Source organism: Sphingomonas sp. MS122 (genome assembly GCF_049532975.1).
Taxonomy (GTDB): domain Bacteria; phylum Pseudomonadota; class Alphaproteobacteria; order Sphingomonadales; family Sphingomonadaceae; genus Sphingomonas.
Genome location: NZ_CP186695.1, coordinates 1,210,277 through 1,226,944 on the forward strand (window position 1 = coordinate 1,210,277; position 16,668 = coordinate 1,226,944).

The following is a 16,668-nucleotide window of genomic DNA, read 5'->3' on the forward strand; positions in this document are numbered from 1 at the left end:
CCTGCGAGACGCCCGGCCAAGTCAGTCTGCCAAACTCAAGACGGCAAAGCGATCAGAACTTCACCTCGAACGTGCCGGTCACGGTGCGCGGCGGGCCGTAATAGCCGATCACCGAATTGCCGGTGAGCGCGCCGGGGAAGTTGTAGCCGCCGACGCGATAGCGCGCATCGGTGAGGTTGCGCGCGGCGACGCCGATCCGGTAGCGGCCGCCGCCCGAGGTCCAGTTGAGCGCGGCGTCGACCAGCGCATAGCCGTCCTGGTCGAGCGCGGGCGTGACGAACTCGAACATCTGCGTGTCGCTGCGCAGCGACACCGATGGGGTGAAGGCGATCGTGCCGCCCGCCAGATCCTCCGACCAGGTGACCGAAGCGTTGGCCGTCCATTCGGGCGTGTTCTGGAACGCGCGCTGGTCCGACACGTCGACCGGGGTGGTGCCGCCGCCGATGAAGGTGAAGAACTCCTTGTAGTCGGCATTGGTGTAGCCGACCACGAGGCTCGCCGAGAGGTTGCGCGACGGCACCACGCGCGTCTCGATCTCGAAGCCGTAGATCACGCCCTTGCCGGCATTGTCGACGAAGCTGGCGATGCCGCTGGGCAGCGCGGGCACCTGGATGGTGACCTGCTGGTCCTTATAGTCCGAATAGAAGCCGGCGAGGTTGACGAACAGCGTGCGGTCGAGGAACGCGCCCTTCATGCCCAGCTCGTAGCTGTCGATCGTCTCGGGATCGTAGCCGTTGACGGTGGTCGGCGTGAGCACCACGTCGCCGCGCATGTCGAAGCCGCCCGACTTGAAGCCCTTGCCGTAGCTCGCGTAGAAATTCAGGTCTTCGCGCGGTTCGTAGCTGATGCTGACGCGCGGCGTCAGCTTCTCGAAATCGCGGCTGTTGGTGTAATCCGAGCGGATCAGGCCCGGTACCGCCGTGGCGTTGCCGAAATAGGGGCTGCGGATGCCGGTATAGTTGCGACGGAAGACGGTGCCGGTCTTCTCGTCGCGGGTGTAGCGCAGGCCCGCCGAGATCTTGAACTGGTCGGTGATGTCGAAGCTGAAGTCGCCGAACGCCGCATAGCTCTTGGTGAACACCGTGCCCGAGGTGAGCGTGGTGGTGTTGAGCAGGCCGACCACCGTATCGAACGCGCCGCTCGCACGGCCGTTCAGATAATAGACGCCGAACACGCCCTGCAGCCGCTCGCCCTCGTAGAGCAGCTGGAGCTCCTGGGTGAACTGGCGGTCCGAATATTCGGCCGGGACGTCGAGCGTCGGCAGCGCGGTGTTGTCGAAATCGATCACCGTGTCGGTGCTGCCGTCGCGCCATGCGGTGATGGTCTTGAAGGTCAGCGTGTCGCTGAGGTTGATCTCGCCGGTCACCGAAAGCCCGCGGGTCTCGACCCGGTTCTCGTCGCCGATCCCGGCGCGCGTGTCATAGACGCTTGCGGTCGGCGCATAGACCGGGTCGGCGCCGTTGGGCAGCAGGCGCGTGCCGTGGCGCGGGTTCGAACGGTCGAGCACGCGATCGCCCGCGATGCGCACGAAGATATTGTCCGACGGCGTGAACTCGGCCGACAGCCGCGCCGCGAACACGTCCTTGTTGTAATGCTCGGCCCCGGTGGTGAGGTTGGTGCCGAAGCCGTCGCGCCAGTACTGCGCGACCGCGGCGCCGAACGACAGCATGTCGCCCACCGGCACCACCACCTGACCGACCAGATCGACCTGGTCGTACGAGCCATAGGAGGCGCGCGCCGATGCTTTGAAATCATGGCCGAGACGGCGGGTGACGTATTTGACCGCGCCGCCGATCGTGTTGCGCCCGTAGAGCGTGCCTTGCGGCCCGCGCAGCACCTCGACGCGCTCGACGTCGAAGATGTCGAGCACCGCGCCCTGGGGCCGCGCGACATAGACGTCGTCGATATAGAGCGCGACGCCAGGCTCGAAGCCCCACAGCGGATCCTGCTGGCCGACGCCGCGGCTGAACGCGATCAGCGTCGAGTTGGAGCCGCGCGCGATCTGCAGCGTCAGGTTGGGCGTCTTGTCCTGCAGCGCGGTGATGTCGGCCGCGCCGCTCTTCACCAGCGAATCGCCGGTCACCACCGACATCGAGATCGGCACGTCGATCAGGCTTTCCTCGCGGCGGCGGGCGGTGACGACGATCTCCCCCTCGGCGGCCTCCTCGGCGGCAGGCGCGCCCGCCGGCGCGTCCTGCGCGAAGGCGGGCATGGCGGCGAGCGCGCCCAGCGCGGCACCGGTGCTCAGAATCGTGCGGGCAGACGGAATCAGGCGTAGCATCAAGGCTTCCTCCCCAGATTGCAGCCGCGGTGCTCCCCCGGCTTGTAAGACGTTGGAGGACGCTATAGTGAAACCTGAACCGGGTTTCAACTTCCGGATTCAAGGGAGAGGCGAGTGGCGGAGGAACGTGGCATGGCGGCCACAGTCACGGTGGCGAAAAGCGAGGGCGCGGCAAGCGAGGGCAAGGAGCCGCGCACCGCACGGGGGCGCCGCACGCTGCGCGCGATCCTCGATGCCGCCGCCGCCGAGTTCGGCGAGAAGGGCTTCCACGAAGGCTCGATCAGCGGGATCACGCGCCGCGCGGGCGTCGCGCTGGGCAGCTTCTACACCTATTTCGATTCGAAGGACGCGGTGTTCCGCGCGCTGGTCCGCGACATGAGCGAGCAGGTGCGCGAGCATGTCGCTCCCGCGATCCGCGCCGCGCCCGAGCAGATCGCCGCCGAGCGCGCGGGCCTCGAGACCTTCATCGGCTTCGTGCGCCGGCACAAGGAGATCTACCGCATCATCGACGAGGCCGAGTTCGTCGACCCCGAGAGCTTCCGCCTCCACTATGCGACCACCGCCGACCGCATCGAGAAGCGCCTGCGCGCCGCCGCCGAGCGCGGCGAGCTGCGCACCGACGTGTCCGAGGTCCATGCCTGGGCGATCATGGGGATGAACGTGTTCTTGGGACTTCGCTACGGCGTGTGGAGCGAGGACCGCGACCCTGCGGATGTGGCCGACACGGTGGCCGAGATGCTGGCGCGGGGACTGGGCGCCAATCGTTGAAGCACGCAGAACGATATATATTTTATGTTTGACGATAATTTTCTTGTGCGAGACATATCGACCCGCTAAGGAAGGTCATCCACACGCAAGGATGACGCTCATGTCGATTCGGTTGCTGACCTATCTCCTCCTGTTCGCGCAGATTGCGATCGCACTCGCCGTGCTCATGCTGCTCATCATGTTCGTGATCCCGATCGCGAGCGGCGAACCCTTCACCGCGAGCTGGCCGGTGGTCGCGAACGCGGCGACCGCGAGCTTTCCGCTGAGCGGCGGCCAGGGCGCGATCCGGATCGATCGCGGAACGCTCGAGCTGGCCACGTCGGACTGGAAGCCGGCCTTCGTCCAACTCGTCACCTTCGGCGTCCTCGCGACAGGCAGCTACGCCGCGATCGACCGGCTGAAGACGGTGTTGGCCGGGATTGCCGCGGGGAAGCCCTTCGCCGACGACATCATCCGCAGCCTGCGGGTGATCGGCTGGCTGCTGATCGGCTGGGTCGCACTCGACATCGTCCATGCGCTGATCGCGCAGCCTTTGTTCCTCGCCGCCGCGCAACCTGCAGAGGGAGTCGCACTTGGCGCCAGCATCTCCTCGCTCGACGGCGCGGAACCGGCGCGTGCGTTCCGGCTGGTGTACGAACTCGACTGGATCAGGATCGCCGCGGGCCTGTTCGTACTGGCGTTGGCGCAGGCCTTTGCGACCGGCAAGGCGCTGGCCGCCGACAATGCGGCGATCATCTGATGGGAATCGTCGTCACCCTCGACGTGATGATGGCGCGCCGCAAGATGCCGCTCAACGTCCTTGCCGACCGCATCGGCATCTCCGTACCCAACCTATCGCTGCTCAAGACCGGCAAGGTGAAGGGCGTGCGCTTTCAGACGCTCGCGGCGCTCTGCCGTGAGCTCGACTGCCAGCCGGGCGATCTCCTCGAATATGTGCCCGGCGAAGACGACGAGGCCGATACGGACTAGCCCGCCTCGGCCAGCCACGCCTTCGCCGTCTCGCCGTCCCAGTCCATGTCCCCCGCGACGCGCCACACCTCGCGGCCCTGCGCGTCGTAGAGCACGGTGGTCGGCAGATTGACGCCATAATACGTCGACAGCCCGACCTCGGGGTCGAGCCATGGCTTCAGCGCCTTGAACCCCGCCTTCGCGAAATAGGGCGTCACCTTGGCCGCGCCCTCCAGGTCCTGGCTCACCGTCACCACCTGAATCCGGTCGCCCTCGCGCTGCGCCAGCCGGTCGAGCGCCGGCATCTCGCGCACGCACGGCGCACACCAGGTCGCCCACAGGTTGAGCAGCAGCGGCTTGCCCTTGAATACGGCGAGCGTCGTGGGCTTGCCGTCGGGGCTCTGGAAGGTGACCGACGGCGCGGGCTCGCCCTTGTGGCTGCGGTCGAGCGTGCCGATCCGCTCGACCTCAGCTTCGTTCGCGGGCGCAGCGGGGCTTTCGGCGGCAACAGCGGCGTTTGCTTGCTCGCCCGCCTGCTTCGGCTTATCGCAGCCGGCGATTCCAAGGGCTGCGAGGGTAAGGAGAAGCGCGATCGTCGAGCGCAAGACAGGCTCCAATTCGATGTGGGGCGGGCGCTTCGCCGAAGGCCCGTCGTCGGTGATGCGCGAGATTAACGCTTCCATCCCGTTCGACAAGCGCATGTGGCGGCAGGACATCGCGGGTTCCAAGGCGCATGTCGCGATGCTGGGCAAGCAGGGCATCGTCGATGCGGCGGACGCGGCGACGATCTCGGCGGGCCTCGATCAGGTCGCGGCGGATTACGAACGCGACGGCGTGCCCGAGGACCTCGCGCTCGAGGACATCCATATGCTGACCGAGGCGCGGCTGGCCGACAAGATCGGGCCGGTCGCCGGGCGGCTCCACACCGCGCGCAGCCGCAACGACCAGGTCGCGACCGACTTCCGGTTATGGGTGCGCGACGCGACCGACCAGGTGCTCGCCGCGCTCGCCGCGCTGCAGGATGCGCTGCTCGCTCGTGCCGAGGAACATGCCGGCAGCGTGATGCCCGGCTTCACGCATCTCCAGAGCGCGCAGCCGGTGACGCTGGGCCATCACCTGATGGCCTATTTCGAGATGATCGACCGCGACGTCTCGCGCTTCACCGACAACCGCGCGCGCGGCAATCTCTGTCCGCTGGGCTCGGCGGCACTGGCCGGCACCGGCTTCCCGCTCGACCGCGAGGCGACCGCGGCGGCGCTCGGCTTCGACGGGCCGACGCGCAACTCGCTGGATGCGGTGAGCGACCGCGACTTCGCGCTCGACTATCTGATGGCGGCGGCGCAGTGCAGCCTGCATCTCTCGCGCCTCGCCGAGGAGTTCGTGATCTGGGCGAGCCAGCCCTTCGGCTTCGTCAAGCTCTCCGACCAATGGTCGACCGGCAGCTCGATCATGCCGCAGAAGCGCAACCCCGACGCCGCCGAGCTGGTGCGCGGGCATGCCGGGCGGATCGTCGGCTGCCTCACCAGCCTGATGATCACGATGAAGGGCCTGCCGCTCGCCTATTCGAAGGACATGCAGGACGACAAGCCGCCGGTGTTCGAGGCGCACGACCTGCTGGCGCTGTCGATCGCGGCGATGACCGGCATGGTCGAGAGCGCGCAGTTCCGCACCGACCGGATGCGCGGCCTCGCCGAAAGCGGCTTCGCCACCGCCACCGATCTTGCCGACTGGCTGGTGCGCGAGGGCGGCATTCCGTTCCGCGAAGCGCACCACATCACCGGCCGCGCGGTCGCGGCGGCGGAGGCCAAGGGGGTGCGGCTCGACCAGCTCGAGCTTGCGGATCTGCAGGCGATCGACCAGCGTATCGACGCGCGCGCGTTCGGTGTGCTCAGCGTCGACGCGTCGGTGGCGAGCCGGACGAGCTTCGGCGGGACCGCGCCGGTGCGGGTGCGGGAAGCGATTGCGGCGGCGCGCGCCGCAAGAGGAGAGTAAGGACATGCGAACCCTGGTGGTATTCACGGCGCTGTTGTTGGCTGCTTGCGGCAACAAGGGCGACCTGAAACCTGCGGCCGGGGGATCGCTGCCGCCCAAACCCTATGGGGCGGTTGCCACGCCGACGCCGGCTGATTTGGTGCAGGCGCCGCCCCAGACCCGACCGACGCGCAGCGACGAAGTGCTGCGCAGCTCCGAGGAACGCCGCGGCGACGAGTTCGAATTGCCGCCGCAGTAATCGAGAAGACCCAAGCTTCATGGATCATTTCAATCGCAGGAACGGCGTGCTCCACGCCGAGGACGTCGCCATTCCGCAAATCGCCGCGGATGTCGGCACGCCCGTCTATGTCTATTCGACCGCGACGCTCGAACGCCACGCCAGGGTGCTCAAGGACGCGCTCGCCGATCTGCCCAATGTCCACATCGCCTTCGCGATCAAGGCCAACCCCAACCTCGCGGTGCTCGGCGTGCTGGCCAAGCAGGGCTATGGCGCCGACGTCGTCTCGGGCGGCGAACTCAAGCGAGCGCTCGCCGCGGGGATGAAGGCGCAGGACATCGTCTTCTCCGGCGTCGGCAAGACCCGCGCCGAGCTCCAGCTCGGGCTCGACGAAGGCATCGGCCAGTTCAACCTCGAGCTCGAGGAGGAGGGCGAGGTGCTCGCCGACCTCGCCCATGCACAGGGCAAGACCGCGCCCGCGGTGCTGCGCGTGAACCCGGACGTCGATGCCGGCACCCACGCCAAGATCTCGACCGGCAAGGCCGAGAACAAGTTCGGCGTGGCAATCGACCGTGCCGCCGACATCTTCGGTCGCCTCGCCGGGCGGCCCGGCCTCGACCTGCGCGGGGTCGCGATCCATATCGGCAGCCAGCTCAAGGAGCTCGCCCCGCTCGAGGCCGCCTACACGCGCGTCGGCGAGCTGGTCGCGCAGCTCCGTGCGGCCGGGCACGCCATCACCCATGTCGACCTCGGCGGCGGGCTGGGCGTGCCCTATCGTCCGGGCGAGACCGTGTCCTCGGCCGAGGAATTCGGGGCGATGGTCAAGCGCGTGACCGAGGGCTGGGACGTCACGTTGATGTTCGAGCCGGGCCGCTTCATCTGCGGCAATGCCGGGGTGCTGGTGACCGAGGTGATCTGGGTCAAGCCCGCTGCGGGCAACCCCTATGTCATCGTCGACGCGGCGATGAACGACCTCGCCCGCCCCGCGCTCTACGAGGCGTATCACACGTTCGAGGCGGTCGAGCCGACCGGCGAGAAGTTCGTCGCCAATATCGCGGGACCGGTGTGCGAGACCGGCGACACCTTCGCGATGGGGCGCGAGATCGACGTGGTGCGCTCAGGCGATCTTGCGGTGTTCCGCACCGCGGGTGCCTATGGCGCGACCATGGCCTCGACCTACAACAGCCGCGCGCTGGTGCCCGAGGTGCTGGTATCGGGCGACAGATTCGCGGTCGTCGCCGACCGCATCCAGCCCGACACGATCATGGCTGCCGAGCGCGTGCCGGAGTGGATCCGGTGAAACGATCGGGGCTGCCCGTCTTCGTCCAGCTGGACGGGCGGCCCGTGATCCTGGTCGGTACCGGTGCTTCGGCGGAGGCCAAGCGCCGGCTGCTCGAACGCGCGGGGGCGGTGATCGTGGGCGAGGCGGATGACGCGCGGCTGGCCATCGTCGCCTGCGGGGATCCCGAGCCGGTCGTGACGCGGCTGCGGGATCGCGCGATCCTCGTCAACGTCGCCGACCGGCCCGACCTGTGCGACTTCACCTTGCCCGGGATCGTCGAGCGCGAGCCGGTGACGGTCGCGATCGGCACCGGCGGCGCCTCGGCGGGCCTCGCCGCGGCGTTGCGCCAGCGGCTCGAGGCGGTGCTGCCGGCGTCGCTCGGCGAGCTGGCGGCGGCGCTGAAGCGAAACCGGGCGGCGATCCGCGAACGCTGGCCGGATGCGGGCGAGCGGCGCCGCGCGATCGGAGCCGGACTGGCAGGGCCGCTCGATCCGCTGCGCGACCCGCCGGAAGGCGCCGTGGAACGCTGGCTCGCCGCGCCCGATGCCGAGCACGCCGGGCTCGTCCGCATCGCCCTGCGCTCCGCCGATCCCGACGACCTCACGTTGCGCGAGGCGCGGCTGCTGGCGCAGGCCGACCGCGTGACGCATCGTACCGACGTGCCGCCCGCGATCCTGACTCGCGCGCGCGCCGATGCCGAACGCATTGCATGCGACGCCCCCCCCACTAACTTGCCCGGCCTGACGGTCGACCTGGAGATGGCTGGATGAGCGGCTTTGCCTATGTCGTCACACGCGGCCGCGCCCGGGCCGTCGATCCGCACGAAGCGATCCGCCTGCGGCGCGGCTTCGTGTGGATCCACCTCACCTCGCGTGACGAGGAGGTGCAGGCTTGGCTGCGCGACGTGGCCCGGCTCGACCGCTTCACCATCGACGCGCTGACTGCGCTCGAGACGCGCCCGCGCTGCGACCAGATCGATAGCGCCGCAGTGCTCAACCTGCGCGGCATGACGCATGCGACGATGCAGAGTTCCGACCCGCTCGCCTCGATCCGGCTGCGCGCGGCGGGCGATCGCGTCATCTCCGTCACCCGCCTGCCGCTCGATGCGCTCGACGTGGCGCGCGCCGCGACCGAAGCAGGGCAAGTGTTCGACGCCGGCGACCTGATCGCCACGCTGGCCGAGGCAATCACCGAGCAGCTCGATCCGCAGGTCGCCGACCTGGGGGATTCGCTCGACAGCTGCGAGGAGCAGCTCGACCCGCGCGATGCTTTCGAGCTGCGGCGCAAGGTCAATCTCGTCCGGCGCGAGGCGATCGGCTATCGCCGTTTCCTCTTTCCGCAACGCGTCGCGCTGGAGAAGCTGGCGACGCTGCCGGTGCGCTGGCTGTCCGACGAGGACCGGCTCCACATCAGCGCCGCAGCGGACCGCGCCGCGCGCATGGCGGAGGAACTGGAGAGCATTCGCGAGCGCGCGTCGCTGATCCACGAAACGCTCACCGACCTGCGCGCCGAGGTGATCGACCAGCGCTCGCTGCTGATCGCCGTGGCGGCAATGGTCTTCCTGCCGCTTACCTTCATCACCGGACTGTTCGGGATGAACGTGCAGGGCATCCCCTATGACGACCATCCGACGTCGTTCTGGGTGATCACCGTCTTCTGCCTGATCGTCGCGGCGGCGGTTACCGGCTATTTCGTCAGGCGCCACTGGTTCCGCTGAGCCGCTCGACCTCGGCGTTCAGCGACTGGATCGAGTTCACCAGCCGCGCCCGGTCGGCGCGGGTGACGGCGAGCTCGGTGCGTGCCTCGCCCAGCTCGATCGCGCGCGCGGCGATTCGCGCGTCGAGCGCGGCGACCGCGCGCTTGAGCTCGACGATCCGTGCCGATCGCGCCAGCGTCCGCTCGATCCGCGCGTGCAGCACGTCGAAGTCGAACGGTTTGGCGACATAATCGTCGGCGCCGGCGGCGAGCGCCTCGACGGTCGCGCCGGCGTCGCTGCGTGCGGTGATCATGATCACCGGCAAGTCCGCGGTGCGCGGATTGACGCGCAGCTCGGCCAGCACCTCGATCCCCGACATGCCCGGCATCATCATGTCGAGCAGCACGAGGTCGAAGCCGCGGCCGGCGATCAGGTCCAGCGCCTCGCGGCCATTGTCGCAGAGCACCACCAGATAGCCCGCCTGGCCGAGCCGGCTGCCGATCACGTTGAGGTTGGTGCGGCTGTCGTCCACCACGAGCACGGTGCGGATGCCGCGCCGGCGCGTCTCGGCGGAGGGAAGGCTCTGGCTCATGCGCGCGAGCCTATGACGCGAGCGTCACGATCAGGTTAACGATACGACAACCGCGCCCTATCGCCGCAGAAATCCCAAAACCTGGTCAACCATCACTTCGAGCTGGCCCGACGCGCCCGCCACCGCATCGCCCCCCGCCCCCGTATTGATCGCGACGCCGAGCGGAGTCGGCCAGCCGCGCAGCGCATGGATCACCGTGCGCAGCGCCGCCAGGGTCGAGACCGCCGCCTGCCAGCCGCCCGCGGTGGCGACCAGCCCGACGGGCATGCCGTCGAAATAGACGCGCTCGTCACCGCGCAGCAGCTCGACATAGTCGAGCGCGTTCTTGACCAGCCCCGACAGCGAGCCGTGATAGCCCGGCGAGCCCACGATCAGCCCGTCGGCGTCGCGCAGCACCGCGATGAAGTTGGTGATCGCCGGGTCGCTGGTGGTGCAGCCGAGCTCGTAATGCGGGAAGTTGATCGCCTCGCCGGTCAGCAGCGTCGTTCGCGCGCCCCTCGCCTCGGCGAGCGCGAGGCAATGCGCAAGCGCGCGACCGGTCGCCGATTCGGGGCGCGAGGTGCCGCCCAGGGCGACGATGTGCGGCTTGCTCATGCCGCGGCGCTAGCCGAAACACGGGCGCTGGGCCACCCGCATCGTGCGGCGCGGCCGATCGGAGGCGCAGGGGTGGAGCGACGCGGGCCGCTGGCAGGGGTGCGGATCGTCGAGATCGACGCGATCGGCGCGGTGCCGTTCGCGACGATGCTGCTCGCCGACCTCGGCTGCGAGGTGGTGCGCGTGGTGCAGCCGGGCTCGACCACCAGTGCGATCGTCCCGGCGCTCTACCGCGGGCGGCAGGACTTGGTGCTCGACTTCCGCGAGCCGGCGGCGATCGCCGAGGTGCTCGAGCTCGCCACGCATGCCGATGGCCTGATCGAGGGGATGCCGCCGGGCTCGATGGAGGCGCTCGGCCTCGGCCCCGACCGGTGCCGCGCGCGCAACCCGCGGCTGGTCTATGGCCGCGCGAGCATGTGGGGGCAGACCGGGCCGCTCGCCGGCCAGTCCGGCGCCGACATCAACGTACTGGCGATGACCGGCGCGCTGCATGCGATCGGCACGACCGACGCCCCCGCGGTGCCGCTCAACCTGCTCGGCGATCATGCGGGCTGCGCGCTGTTCCTGGCGCTGGGGATGGTTGCGGCGATTCTCGGCACCCAGCTCGGCGAGGAGGGCCGCGTGGTCGATGCCGCGGCGATCGACGGGGTCGGCACGCTGATGGCGCTGACCCAGAGCCTGTTCGCGAGCGGACGGTGGGCCGACCGCCGCGAGGCCAATCTGATCGACGGCGGCGCGCCCTTCTACCGCGCCTATGCCTGTGCCGAGGGCGGGCATGTCGCGGTCGGCGCGATCGAGCCGGCGCAGTTCGAAGCGCTATGCGCCGGGCTCGGCTTCGCCCCCGGCGCCTTCGCGCAGTTCGATCGCACCGGCTGGCCCGAAATGGCCGCGCGCTTCGCCGAACGCTTCGCGGCGCGCTCGCGCGACGAATGGGTGCGCAGCTTCGCCAATGGCAATGCGTGCGTGACGCCGGTGCTGTCGCTGGCCGAGGCGGCGCGCCACCCGCACGCGCTGGCGCGAAGGCCGGTGGCGGCTGGCCCGACGGGCGCGGCGACCGCACCGCAGTTCAGGCCCGGGACCGGTGTCGCGCCGCCTGCGCGGGAAGTGTCGGTGCGCGAGATCCTGGCGCGCTGGACGGATTAGGCCGCGCGTGCCTGGCTCCACGCGCCGGCGATATCCTCGAGATCGTCGGCGACGCGGCGGAACGGCGCCGGATCGCTGCCGATGCTGGCGCCCAGGACCTGCGCGCGCAGACCGTGATAGAGCGTGGCGAGCGTACGCGAGACCTCGCCGCCACGCTCGAAATCGAGACCCGATTCGAGCGCGAACAGGATCGCGGTCGCGCGCGCGATACGCTCGCTCTTGACCGGCAGCTGGCCCTTTTCCGCGGCGAAGGCGGCGGCGCGCAGCGCGGCGATGCACTCCTTGTACATGATCTCGACCAGCTCGTGCGGATCGGCGGCGGCGGTGCGGCCGACCGCGTCGATCGAGCGATAGGTCGCGGCGGCGTTGGTGCCGAGGCGGATCGGGGCCTTCACCTGCATCAGCCCTGCTTGTTCCACGCGTCGATCTGGTTCTCGAGGAAGGTCAGCGTCGACTGGTAGGCGGCGACCTTGGCGTCCATGCTGGCGAACTGGCGCGTCATGCGCGTGCGCAGCGCCTCGGCCTTGACCAGCGCCTCGGTCTTGTCCTCGACCACGTCGGCCTTGGCGTCGGTGTAGCGGAGCTCGCTCGCGCCGAGCCCGCGCGTCGTGCTGGCGGCGGCGGTCGAGATCGCGTCGAGCACGGCGGACAAGCCGTTGTTTGCCGTCGCGACGCCGTTGGGCTGAGCGAACATCTTCTCGACCTGGCCGGGATGGTTGACCAGTGCCTTGGAGAGCTTGGCGGAATCGAGGCTGAGCGTGCCGTCGCGGTTGGTCTTGACCCCGATGTGCGACAGCGTGGTCGGGACCTCGGTCGAGCCGGCGACGAGCGGGTTGAGCGTCAGCTCCTGGAGCTGGCGCTTGAGCGTCTTGGCCGCGAGGTCCTGACGCAGCGACCCGGTGACCGGATCGAGGTCGGTACGCAGCGCGGTGTACACCTCGTTATAGGTGTCGACGAAGTCCTGCACCGCCTGCATCAGCGCGCTGGTCGGCAGCGTCTTGCCGATGTTGACCACCGTGCCCGGCTGCGCCGAGACGAGGTCGAGCTTCACGCCCGGCACAAGGTCGGTGATCGAATTGGTCTCGCGCCGCACCTGTACGCCGTCGACCGCGACGATCGCGTCGGCGGCGGCGCTGCCGACGGTCGTGCCGGTCGCGCCGACGCCGATGTCGAGCGCGGCGAGCCCTTCATGCCCGGCGGTCTCCGTGGCAGTGAGGGTGAAGGCACGCGCCTCGCCGGTCCCGCCCTTGACCACCAGCCGCGAGCCCGCGGCGTCGGTGAGGATCGAGGCGGTGACCCCGGCATTGGCGGCATTGATCGCGGCGGCGATACCCTCGAGGCTCGACACATTCTCGCCGATCGTGATGTCGACCGGCGTGCCGGCACCGGGGGTGAAGCTAGTCATCGCGCCATTGGCGACGGTGGCGGTGCCGAAGGTGAGCGTGAGCTTGCCCTGGCCGATCGCTGCGGTCTTGTCCGCGACCGGCGCGGCCGAGACGGTCTGGCTCGACGCGAGCTGGCGCACCTCGACCCGCGCGTTGAGCTCGGTCAAGTTGGCGCCGGCGACGCGCGAGACGGTGAAGATGCCGGTGTTCGAGCTGGTCGGCTGAGTCGCGAGATTGCCGCTGCGCGACAGGCTGGAGAGCGCGCTGGCGAAGCTGGTGATGTTGCTCTTGTGCGTCGCCGACGCGCTGATCTGCGCGGTCAGCGTCTCCTCGCGCTTGGCGAGCGTGGCGTTGCGATATTCGAACTGCTTGTCGACCAGCTGCTGGACGAGCGCGGCCGTGTCGATCCCCGACCCGACGCCAAGCGCCATGCCGATCGACGTCGTCGATGTCGTTCCTTCAACGGCCACGTGAACGTCCCCCTCTATGCTGGTTAACGGCCATCATCGCGCAGCCTTTAGGCCGGTCTGCACACCATTTTCGTCGAACAGCGCGGTGTCGGGCACGATGATGCTCGGCATCCGCCCACCCGCCTGCTTGTTGAGGCCGAACACGAACGCCAGCACGGTCGCGACCGCCATGTAGAGATCGTCGCGGATCTCCTGATTCTCGCGGCTGGTGAAGTAGATCGCTCGGGCGAGCGGCGGCAGTTCGAGCCGCGGCACGGCGAACTCGTCGGCCAGCTCGCGGATCGCCAAGGCGATCTCGCCGCGGCCCTTGGCGACCACCACCGGCACCTGGTCCTTGCCGCTCGAATAGCGCAGCGCGACCGAGAAATGGGTCGGGTTGGTCAGCACGACGTGCGCTTCCTGCACCTTGCCGCGCAGGCCGCCCTTGGCCAGCTCGCGCTGGCGCTGGCGCTGCGCCGACTTGGCCTCGGGCGAGCCCTCGCTCTCCTTGTGCTCGTCCTTCACTTCCTGAAGGCTCATCTTGAGCCGCTGCATATGGCGGAAGATCTGGATCGGCAGGTCGATGCCGGCGATCAGCAGCAGCCCGCCCGCCATCACGAAGACGAGCGTCGCGAAGGTGTCGCCGAGCGCCTTCACCGCGGTGCCGAGATCGGACGAGACCAGCCCCATCGTCGTCGTCGCCGAGCCCCACAGCATCCACGCGCCGATCCCGCCGAGCAGCACCACCTTGAGCAGCGACTTGCCGAGCTCGATCCACCCGGTCGGGCCGAAGATGCGCTTGAGGCCGGAGCCGGGGTTGATGCGGTTGCCCTTGGGCGCGAGCAGCTTGCCGTTCCAGTGCAGCGCGCCGAGCGCCGCCTGGCTGGCGATCGCGCCGACCAGCGTGATGGCGAGCAGCGCGCCGAGCGAGGGCGCGAGCTTCCATCCGGCGGTGGCGAGCGGCTTCCACGGCTGGAAGCTCTCGATATCGGCGCGGCCGAAGCTGAAGCTCGCGGCCATCACTTCCTTGATGGCGCCGAGCAGTTGCGGCCCCATCAGCACCATCCAGCCGCAGCCGAGCAGGATGATCAGCGCCGCGCCGAAGTCGCGGGACTTGAGCAGGTCACCTTGCTCGAGCGCCTTCTCCTTGCGCTTCGGCGTTGGTGCCTGTGTCTTTTCGCCCGCGCTCTCCGACATCAGCCGAGCACCAGCGTCCGGGCCGCGTCGAGCGCCTCGCGCACGATCACCAGCATATAGTCGCCCATCGCGGGCATGCCGACGAGCAAGGCGAGCACGCCCATGGCGAGGCTGGCGGGAATGCCGATCGCGAACAGATTGAGCGCCGGCGCCGAGCGCGAGAGCATGCCGACGACGATGTTGAGGCAGAGCAGCAGGAAGCCGACCGGCAGCGCGAGCAGCAGCCCGGCGAGGAAGGCGTAGCCGCCGAACAGCGCGATATTCTGGAGCTTGCCCGGCGTCAGCCACGCCTGGCCGGGCGGGAGCAGCTCATAGGAGCGCACCACCAGCTCGACGAGCACGAGATGCCCGTCGACCGCGAGGAACAGCAGGGTCAGCAGGATCGTCAGGAACTGGCCGAGCGCCGGGGTCGACTGGCCGGTCTGCGGGTTGAGCGCGGTCGCGAAGCTGAGGCCCATCGACACGCCGATCACCTCGCTCGCCACCAGGGGCGCGGCGAAGGCAATTTGCAGCACGAAGCCAAGCGCGAGTCCGACCAGCGCTTCGGCGGCGACGGCGAGGAAGGTCGCGAGCGCGAATACTTCGCCCGGCGCCTGGATCGGCACCGCGTTCATCGACAGCAAGCCGATCGCGCCGGTCAGCAGGACGCGCACGTTGAGCGGCACCGACACCGCGCCGAACACCGGCGCCGCCACGAACGCCGCGCCGACGCGCACCATCGTGAACAGCAGCGCCCACAATTGCGGCTCGATCGAGAGGCCGAAGCCGAGCATCGGTTAGCGCACGAGATCCGGGATGCGTTCGAAGATGCTCGTCGTGAAATCGCCGAGCAACGTCATGATCATGCCCCCGAAGATCACCAGGCTGACCCCGACAATCGCGAGCTTGGGCACGAAGGTCAGCGTCTGCTCCTGGATCGAGGTGGCGGCCTGCACCATGCCGAGGATCAGGCCCGCGAGCAGCGCCGGGATCAGGATCGGCGCCGAGGCGAGCGCGAGCACCCACATCGCCTCACGCGCGATCGACAGGAAATAATCGGCTTCCATCGGACTAACTCACAAAGCTCGAGGCGAGACTGCCCATTGTCAGCGCCCAGCCGTCGACCAGCACGAACAGCAGCAGCTTGAAGGGCATGGCGATGATCGTCGGCGACATCATCATCATGCCGAGACTCATCAGCACGGTGGCGACGATCAGGTCGATGACGATGAACGGCAGGAAGATCAGGAAGCCGATCTGGAACGCGGTCTTGAGCTCGCTCGTGACGAACGCGGGCAGCAGGATCGAGAAGGGCGTGTCCTTGGGATCGGCGATCGGCCCGGTCTTGGCGATCTCGGCGAACATGGTGATGTCCTTGACCCGGGTCTGCTTGAGCATGAAGGCATGGAGTGGCGCGCCCGCCTTCTCGATCATCTCGGTCGCGCCGATGCGGCCCTCGGCATAGGGCTGGATCGCGGCGGAATTCATCTGGCTGATCGTCGGCGCCATCACGAAGAAGGACAGGAACAGGGACAGCCCGACCAGCACCTGGTTGGGCGGCGTCTGCTGAAGCCCCAGGGCCTGGCGCAGGATCGCGAGCACGATGATGATCCGCGTGAAGCTGGTCATCATCAGCAGGATGCCCGGCAGCACCGTGAGCAGACCCATGATGATGAGGACCTGCAGCGACAGCGAGAGTGGTGCGTCGCCGCCGCCGAGATCGCCGAGCGCGCGGTCGACCGCGTCGCCCATCCCCGGTGTCGCAGCAGGCGCGGGCGCGGCAATGGGAGCCGCGGGCGCCGCCGCCTGCGCAAGCGCGGGCGAAACGAGGAACAGCGCGAGCGCGAGGGCGCCCAACACGAGCGCGAAATAGCGAAGGGAGGCGGTCATTGGTCGATCCGGTCGATCAGCGAAACGCCGTTACGGCTCACCGAGACGAGGATCCGCTTGCCCTCCACCTCGAGCACCGCGATGCGCGTTCCGGTCGAAACCATCATCGTCTCGCGCACCTTGAGCATGCGGTCGCCCTGGTTGCCGGGCAGCCGCGCCTCGAGCTTGCGCCACAGGTACAGGCAGCCGATCAGCAGGCCGCAGACGAGCGGCAGCAGCACGACGAGCTTGAGAATGTAGGACCACATCATGGGT

The 16,668-nt window shown here is 68.8% G+C and carries 20 protein-coding genes; 9 read left to right on the top strand and 11 right to left on the bottom strand.

Annotated features, from left to right (window positions below):
* Positions 1-52: 52 nt before the first annotated feature.
* Complete coding sequence (locus tag ACO227_RS05655; protein ID WP_423605985.1) at positions 53-2,281, bottom strand: TonB-dependent receptor; 2,229 nt, start codon at positions 2,279-2,281, stop codon at positions 53-55.
* A gap of 132 nt (positions 2,282-2,413) precedes the next feature.
* Here ACO227_RS05655 and ACO227_RS05660 point away from each other — a divergent pair, with 132 nt between their 5' ends.
* From ACO227_RS05660 to ACO227_RS05670, 3 genes are all read left to right on the top strand, one after another.
* On the top strand, positions 2,414-3,049 hold the full coding sequence (locus ACO227_RS05660) for a TetR/AcrR family transcriptional regulator (RefSeq protein ID WP_423605986.1): 636 nt from the start codon (positions 2,414-2,416) through the stop codon (positions 3,047-3,049).
* Positions 3,050-3,149: 100 nt separating this feature from the next.
* Positions 3,150-3,788: a hypothetical protein gene (locus tag ACO227_RS05665; protein WP_423605988.1), complete on the top strand. Its 639-nt coding sequence runs from the start codon at positions 3,150-3,152 to the stop codon at positions 3,786-3,788.
* A complete protein-coding gene (locus tag ACO227_RS05670) occupies positions 3,788-4,018 on the top strand; it encodes a helix-turn-helix domain-containing protein (RefSeq protein WP_423605989.1) in 231 nt (76 codons plus the stop codon). Before ACO227_RS05665 ends, ACO227_RS05670 begins: the two co-directional genes overlap by 1 nt.
* Here ACO227_RS05670 and ACO227_RS05675 read toward each other — a convergent pair.
* On the bottom strand, positions 4,015-4,602 hold the full coding sequence (locus ACO227_RS05675; RefSeq protein ID WP_423605991.1) for a TlpA family protein disulfide reductase: 588 nt from the start codon (positions 4,600-4,602) through the stop codon (positions 4,015-4,017). The genes ACO227_RS05670 and ACO227_RS05675 overlap by 4 nt on opposite strands.
* A gap of 16 nt (positions 4,603-4,618) precedes the next feature.
* Between ACO227_RS05675 and argH the strand changes: the two genes are divergently transcribed.
* Genes argH through ACO227_RS05700 form a run of 5 tightly spaced genes read left to right on the top strand, consistent with a single transcriptional unit; the run spans position 4,619 to position 9,205 of the window.
* A complete protein-coding gene (gene argH / locus ACO227_RS05680) occupies positions 4,619-5,989 on the top strand; it encodes an argininosuccinate lyase (protein WP_423605993.1) in 1,371 nt (456 codons plus the stop codon).
* Positions 5,990-5,993: 4 nt separating this feature from the next.
* The gene (lptM, locus tag ACO227_RS05685) at positions 5,994-6,227 is read left to right on the top strand and encodes an LPS translocon maturation chaperone LptM (RefSeq protein WP_343520617.1); all 234 of its coding nucleotides are present in this window, start codon (positions 5,994-5,996) and stop codon (positions 6,225-6,227) included.
* 19 nt (positions 6,228-6,246) lie between these two features.
* Complete coding sequence (lysA, locus tag ACO227_RS05690) at positions 6,247-7,506, top strand: diaminopimelate decarboxylase (protein WP_423605995.1); 1,260 nt, start codon at positions 6,247-6,249, stop codon at positions 7,504-7,506.
* Positions 7,503-8,258 (top strand): NAD(P)-dependent oxidoreductase, encoded by a 756-nt coding sequence (locus ACO227_RS05695; protein ID WP_423605997.1) that lies wholly within the window; start codon positions 7,503-7,505, stop codon positions 8,256-8,258. Before lysA ends, ACO227_RS05695 begins: the two co-directional genes overlap by 4 nt.
* On the top strand, positions 8,255-9,205 hold the full coding sequence (locus ACO227_RS05700) for a CorA family divalent cation transporter (protein ID WP_423605998.1): 951 nt from the start codon (positions 8,255-8,257) through the stop codon (positions 9,203-9,205). The genes ACO227_RS05695 and ACO227_RS05700 overlap by 4 nt, the downstream gene beginning before the upstream one ends.
* Here ACO227_RS05700 and ACO227_RS05705 read toward each other — a convergent pair.
* On the bottom strand, positions 9,183-9,776 hold the full coding sequence (locus tag ACO227_RS05705) for a response regulator (RefSeq protein WP_423605999.1): 594 nt from the start codon (positions 9,774-9,776) through the stop codon (positions 9,183-9,185). The genes ACO227_RS05700 and ACO227_RS05705 overlap by 23 nt on opposite strands.
* A gap of 57 nt (positions 9,777-9,833) precedes the next feature.
* A complete protein-coding gene (locus ACO227_RS05710) occupies positions 9,834-10,370 on the bottom strand; it encodes an NADPH-dependent FMN reductase (RefSeq protein ID WP_423606001.1) in 537 nt (178 codons plus the stop codon).
* 72 nt (positions 10,371-10,442) lie between these two features.
* Between ACO227_RS05710 and ACO227_RS05715 the strand changes: the two genes are divergently transcribed.
* A complete protein-coding gene (locus ACO227_RS05715; protein WP_423606003.1) occupies positions 10,443-11,513 on the top strand; it encodes a CaiB/BaiF CoA transferase family protein in 1,071 nt (356 codons plus the stop codon).
* Here ACO227_RS05715 and fliS read toward each other — a convergent pair.
* The 7 genes from fliS to ACO227_RS05750 are packed head-to-tail and all read right to left on the bottom strand — an operon-like array spanning position 11,510 to position 16,664.
* Positions 11,510-11,914, bottom strand: coding sequence for a flagellar export chaperone FliS (fliS, locus tag ACO227_RS05720; protein WP_423606004.1), 405 nt, complete (start codon positions 11,912-11,914; stop codon positions 11,510-11,512). The genes ACO227_RS05715 and fliS overlap by 4 nt on opposite strands.
* Positions 11,914-13,368 (bottom strand): flagellar filament capping protein FliD, encoded by a 1,455-nt coding sequence (fliD, locus tag ACO227_RS05725; protein WP_423606006.1) that lies wholly within the window; start codon positions 13,366-13,368, stop codon positions 11,914-11,916. Before fliD ends, fliS begins: the two co-directional genes overlap by 1 nt.
* Positions 13,369-13,401: 33 nt before the next feature.
* A complete protein-coding gene (gene flhB / locus ACO227_RS05730) occupies positions 13,402-14,544 on the bottom strand; it encodes a flagellar type III secretion system protein FlhB (RefSeq protein WP_423606008.1) in 1,143 nt (380 codons plus the stop codon).
* Positions 14,544-15,317, bottom strand: a complete 774-nt coding sequence (gene fliR / locus ACO227_RS05735) for a flagellar biosynthetic protein FliR (RefSeq protein ID WP_423606010.1) — start codon at positions 15,315-15,317, stop codon at positions 14,544-14,546. Before fliR ends, flhB begins: the two co-directional genes overlap by 1 nt.
* 3 nt (positions 15,318-15,320) lie before the next feature.
* Entirely contained in the window at positions 15,321-15,590 is a 270-nt protein-coding gene (fliQ, locus tag ACO227_RS05740; protein ID WP_423606012.1) for a flagellar biosynthesis protein FliQ, read from the bottom strand.
* A 4-nt stretch (positions 15,591-15,594) separates the two neighbouring features.
* Positions 15,595-16,413, bottom strand: coding sequence for a flagellar type III secretion system pore protein FliP (fliP, locus tag ACO227_RS05745; protein WP_423606014.1), 819 nt, complete (start codon positions 16,411-16,413; stop codon positions 15,595-15,597).
* A complete protein-coding gene (locus ACO227_RS05750; RefSeq protein ID WP_423606016.1) occupies positions 16,410-16,664 on the bottom strand; it encodes a flagellar biosynthetic protein FliO in 255 nt (84 codons plus the stop codon). Before ACO227_RS05750 ends, fliP begins: the two co-directional genes overlap by 4 nt.
* Positions 16,665-16,668: the final 4 nt, after the last annotated feature.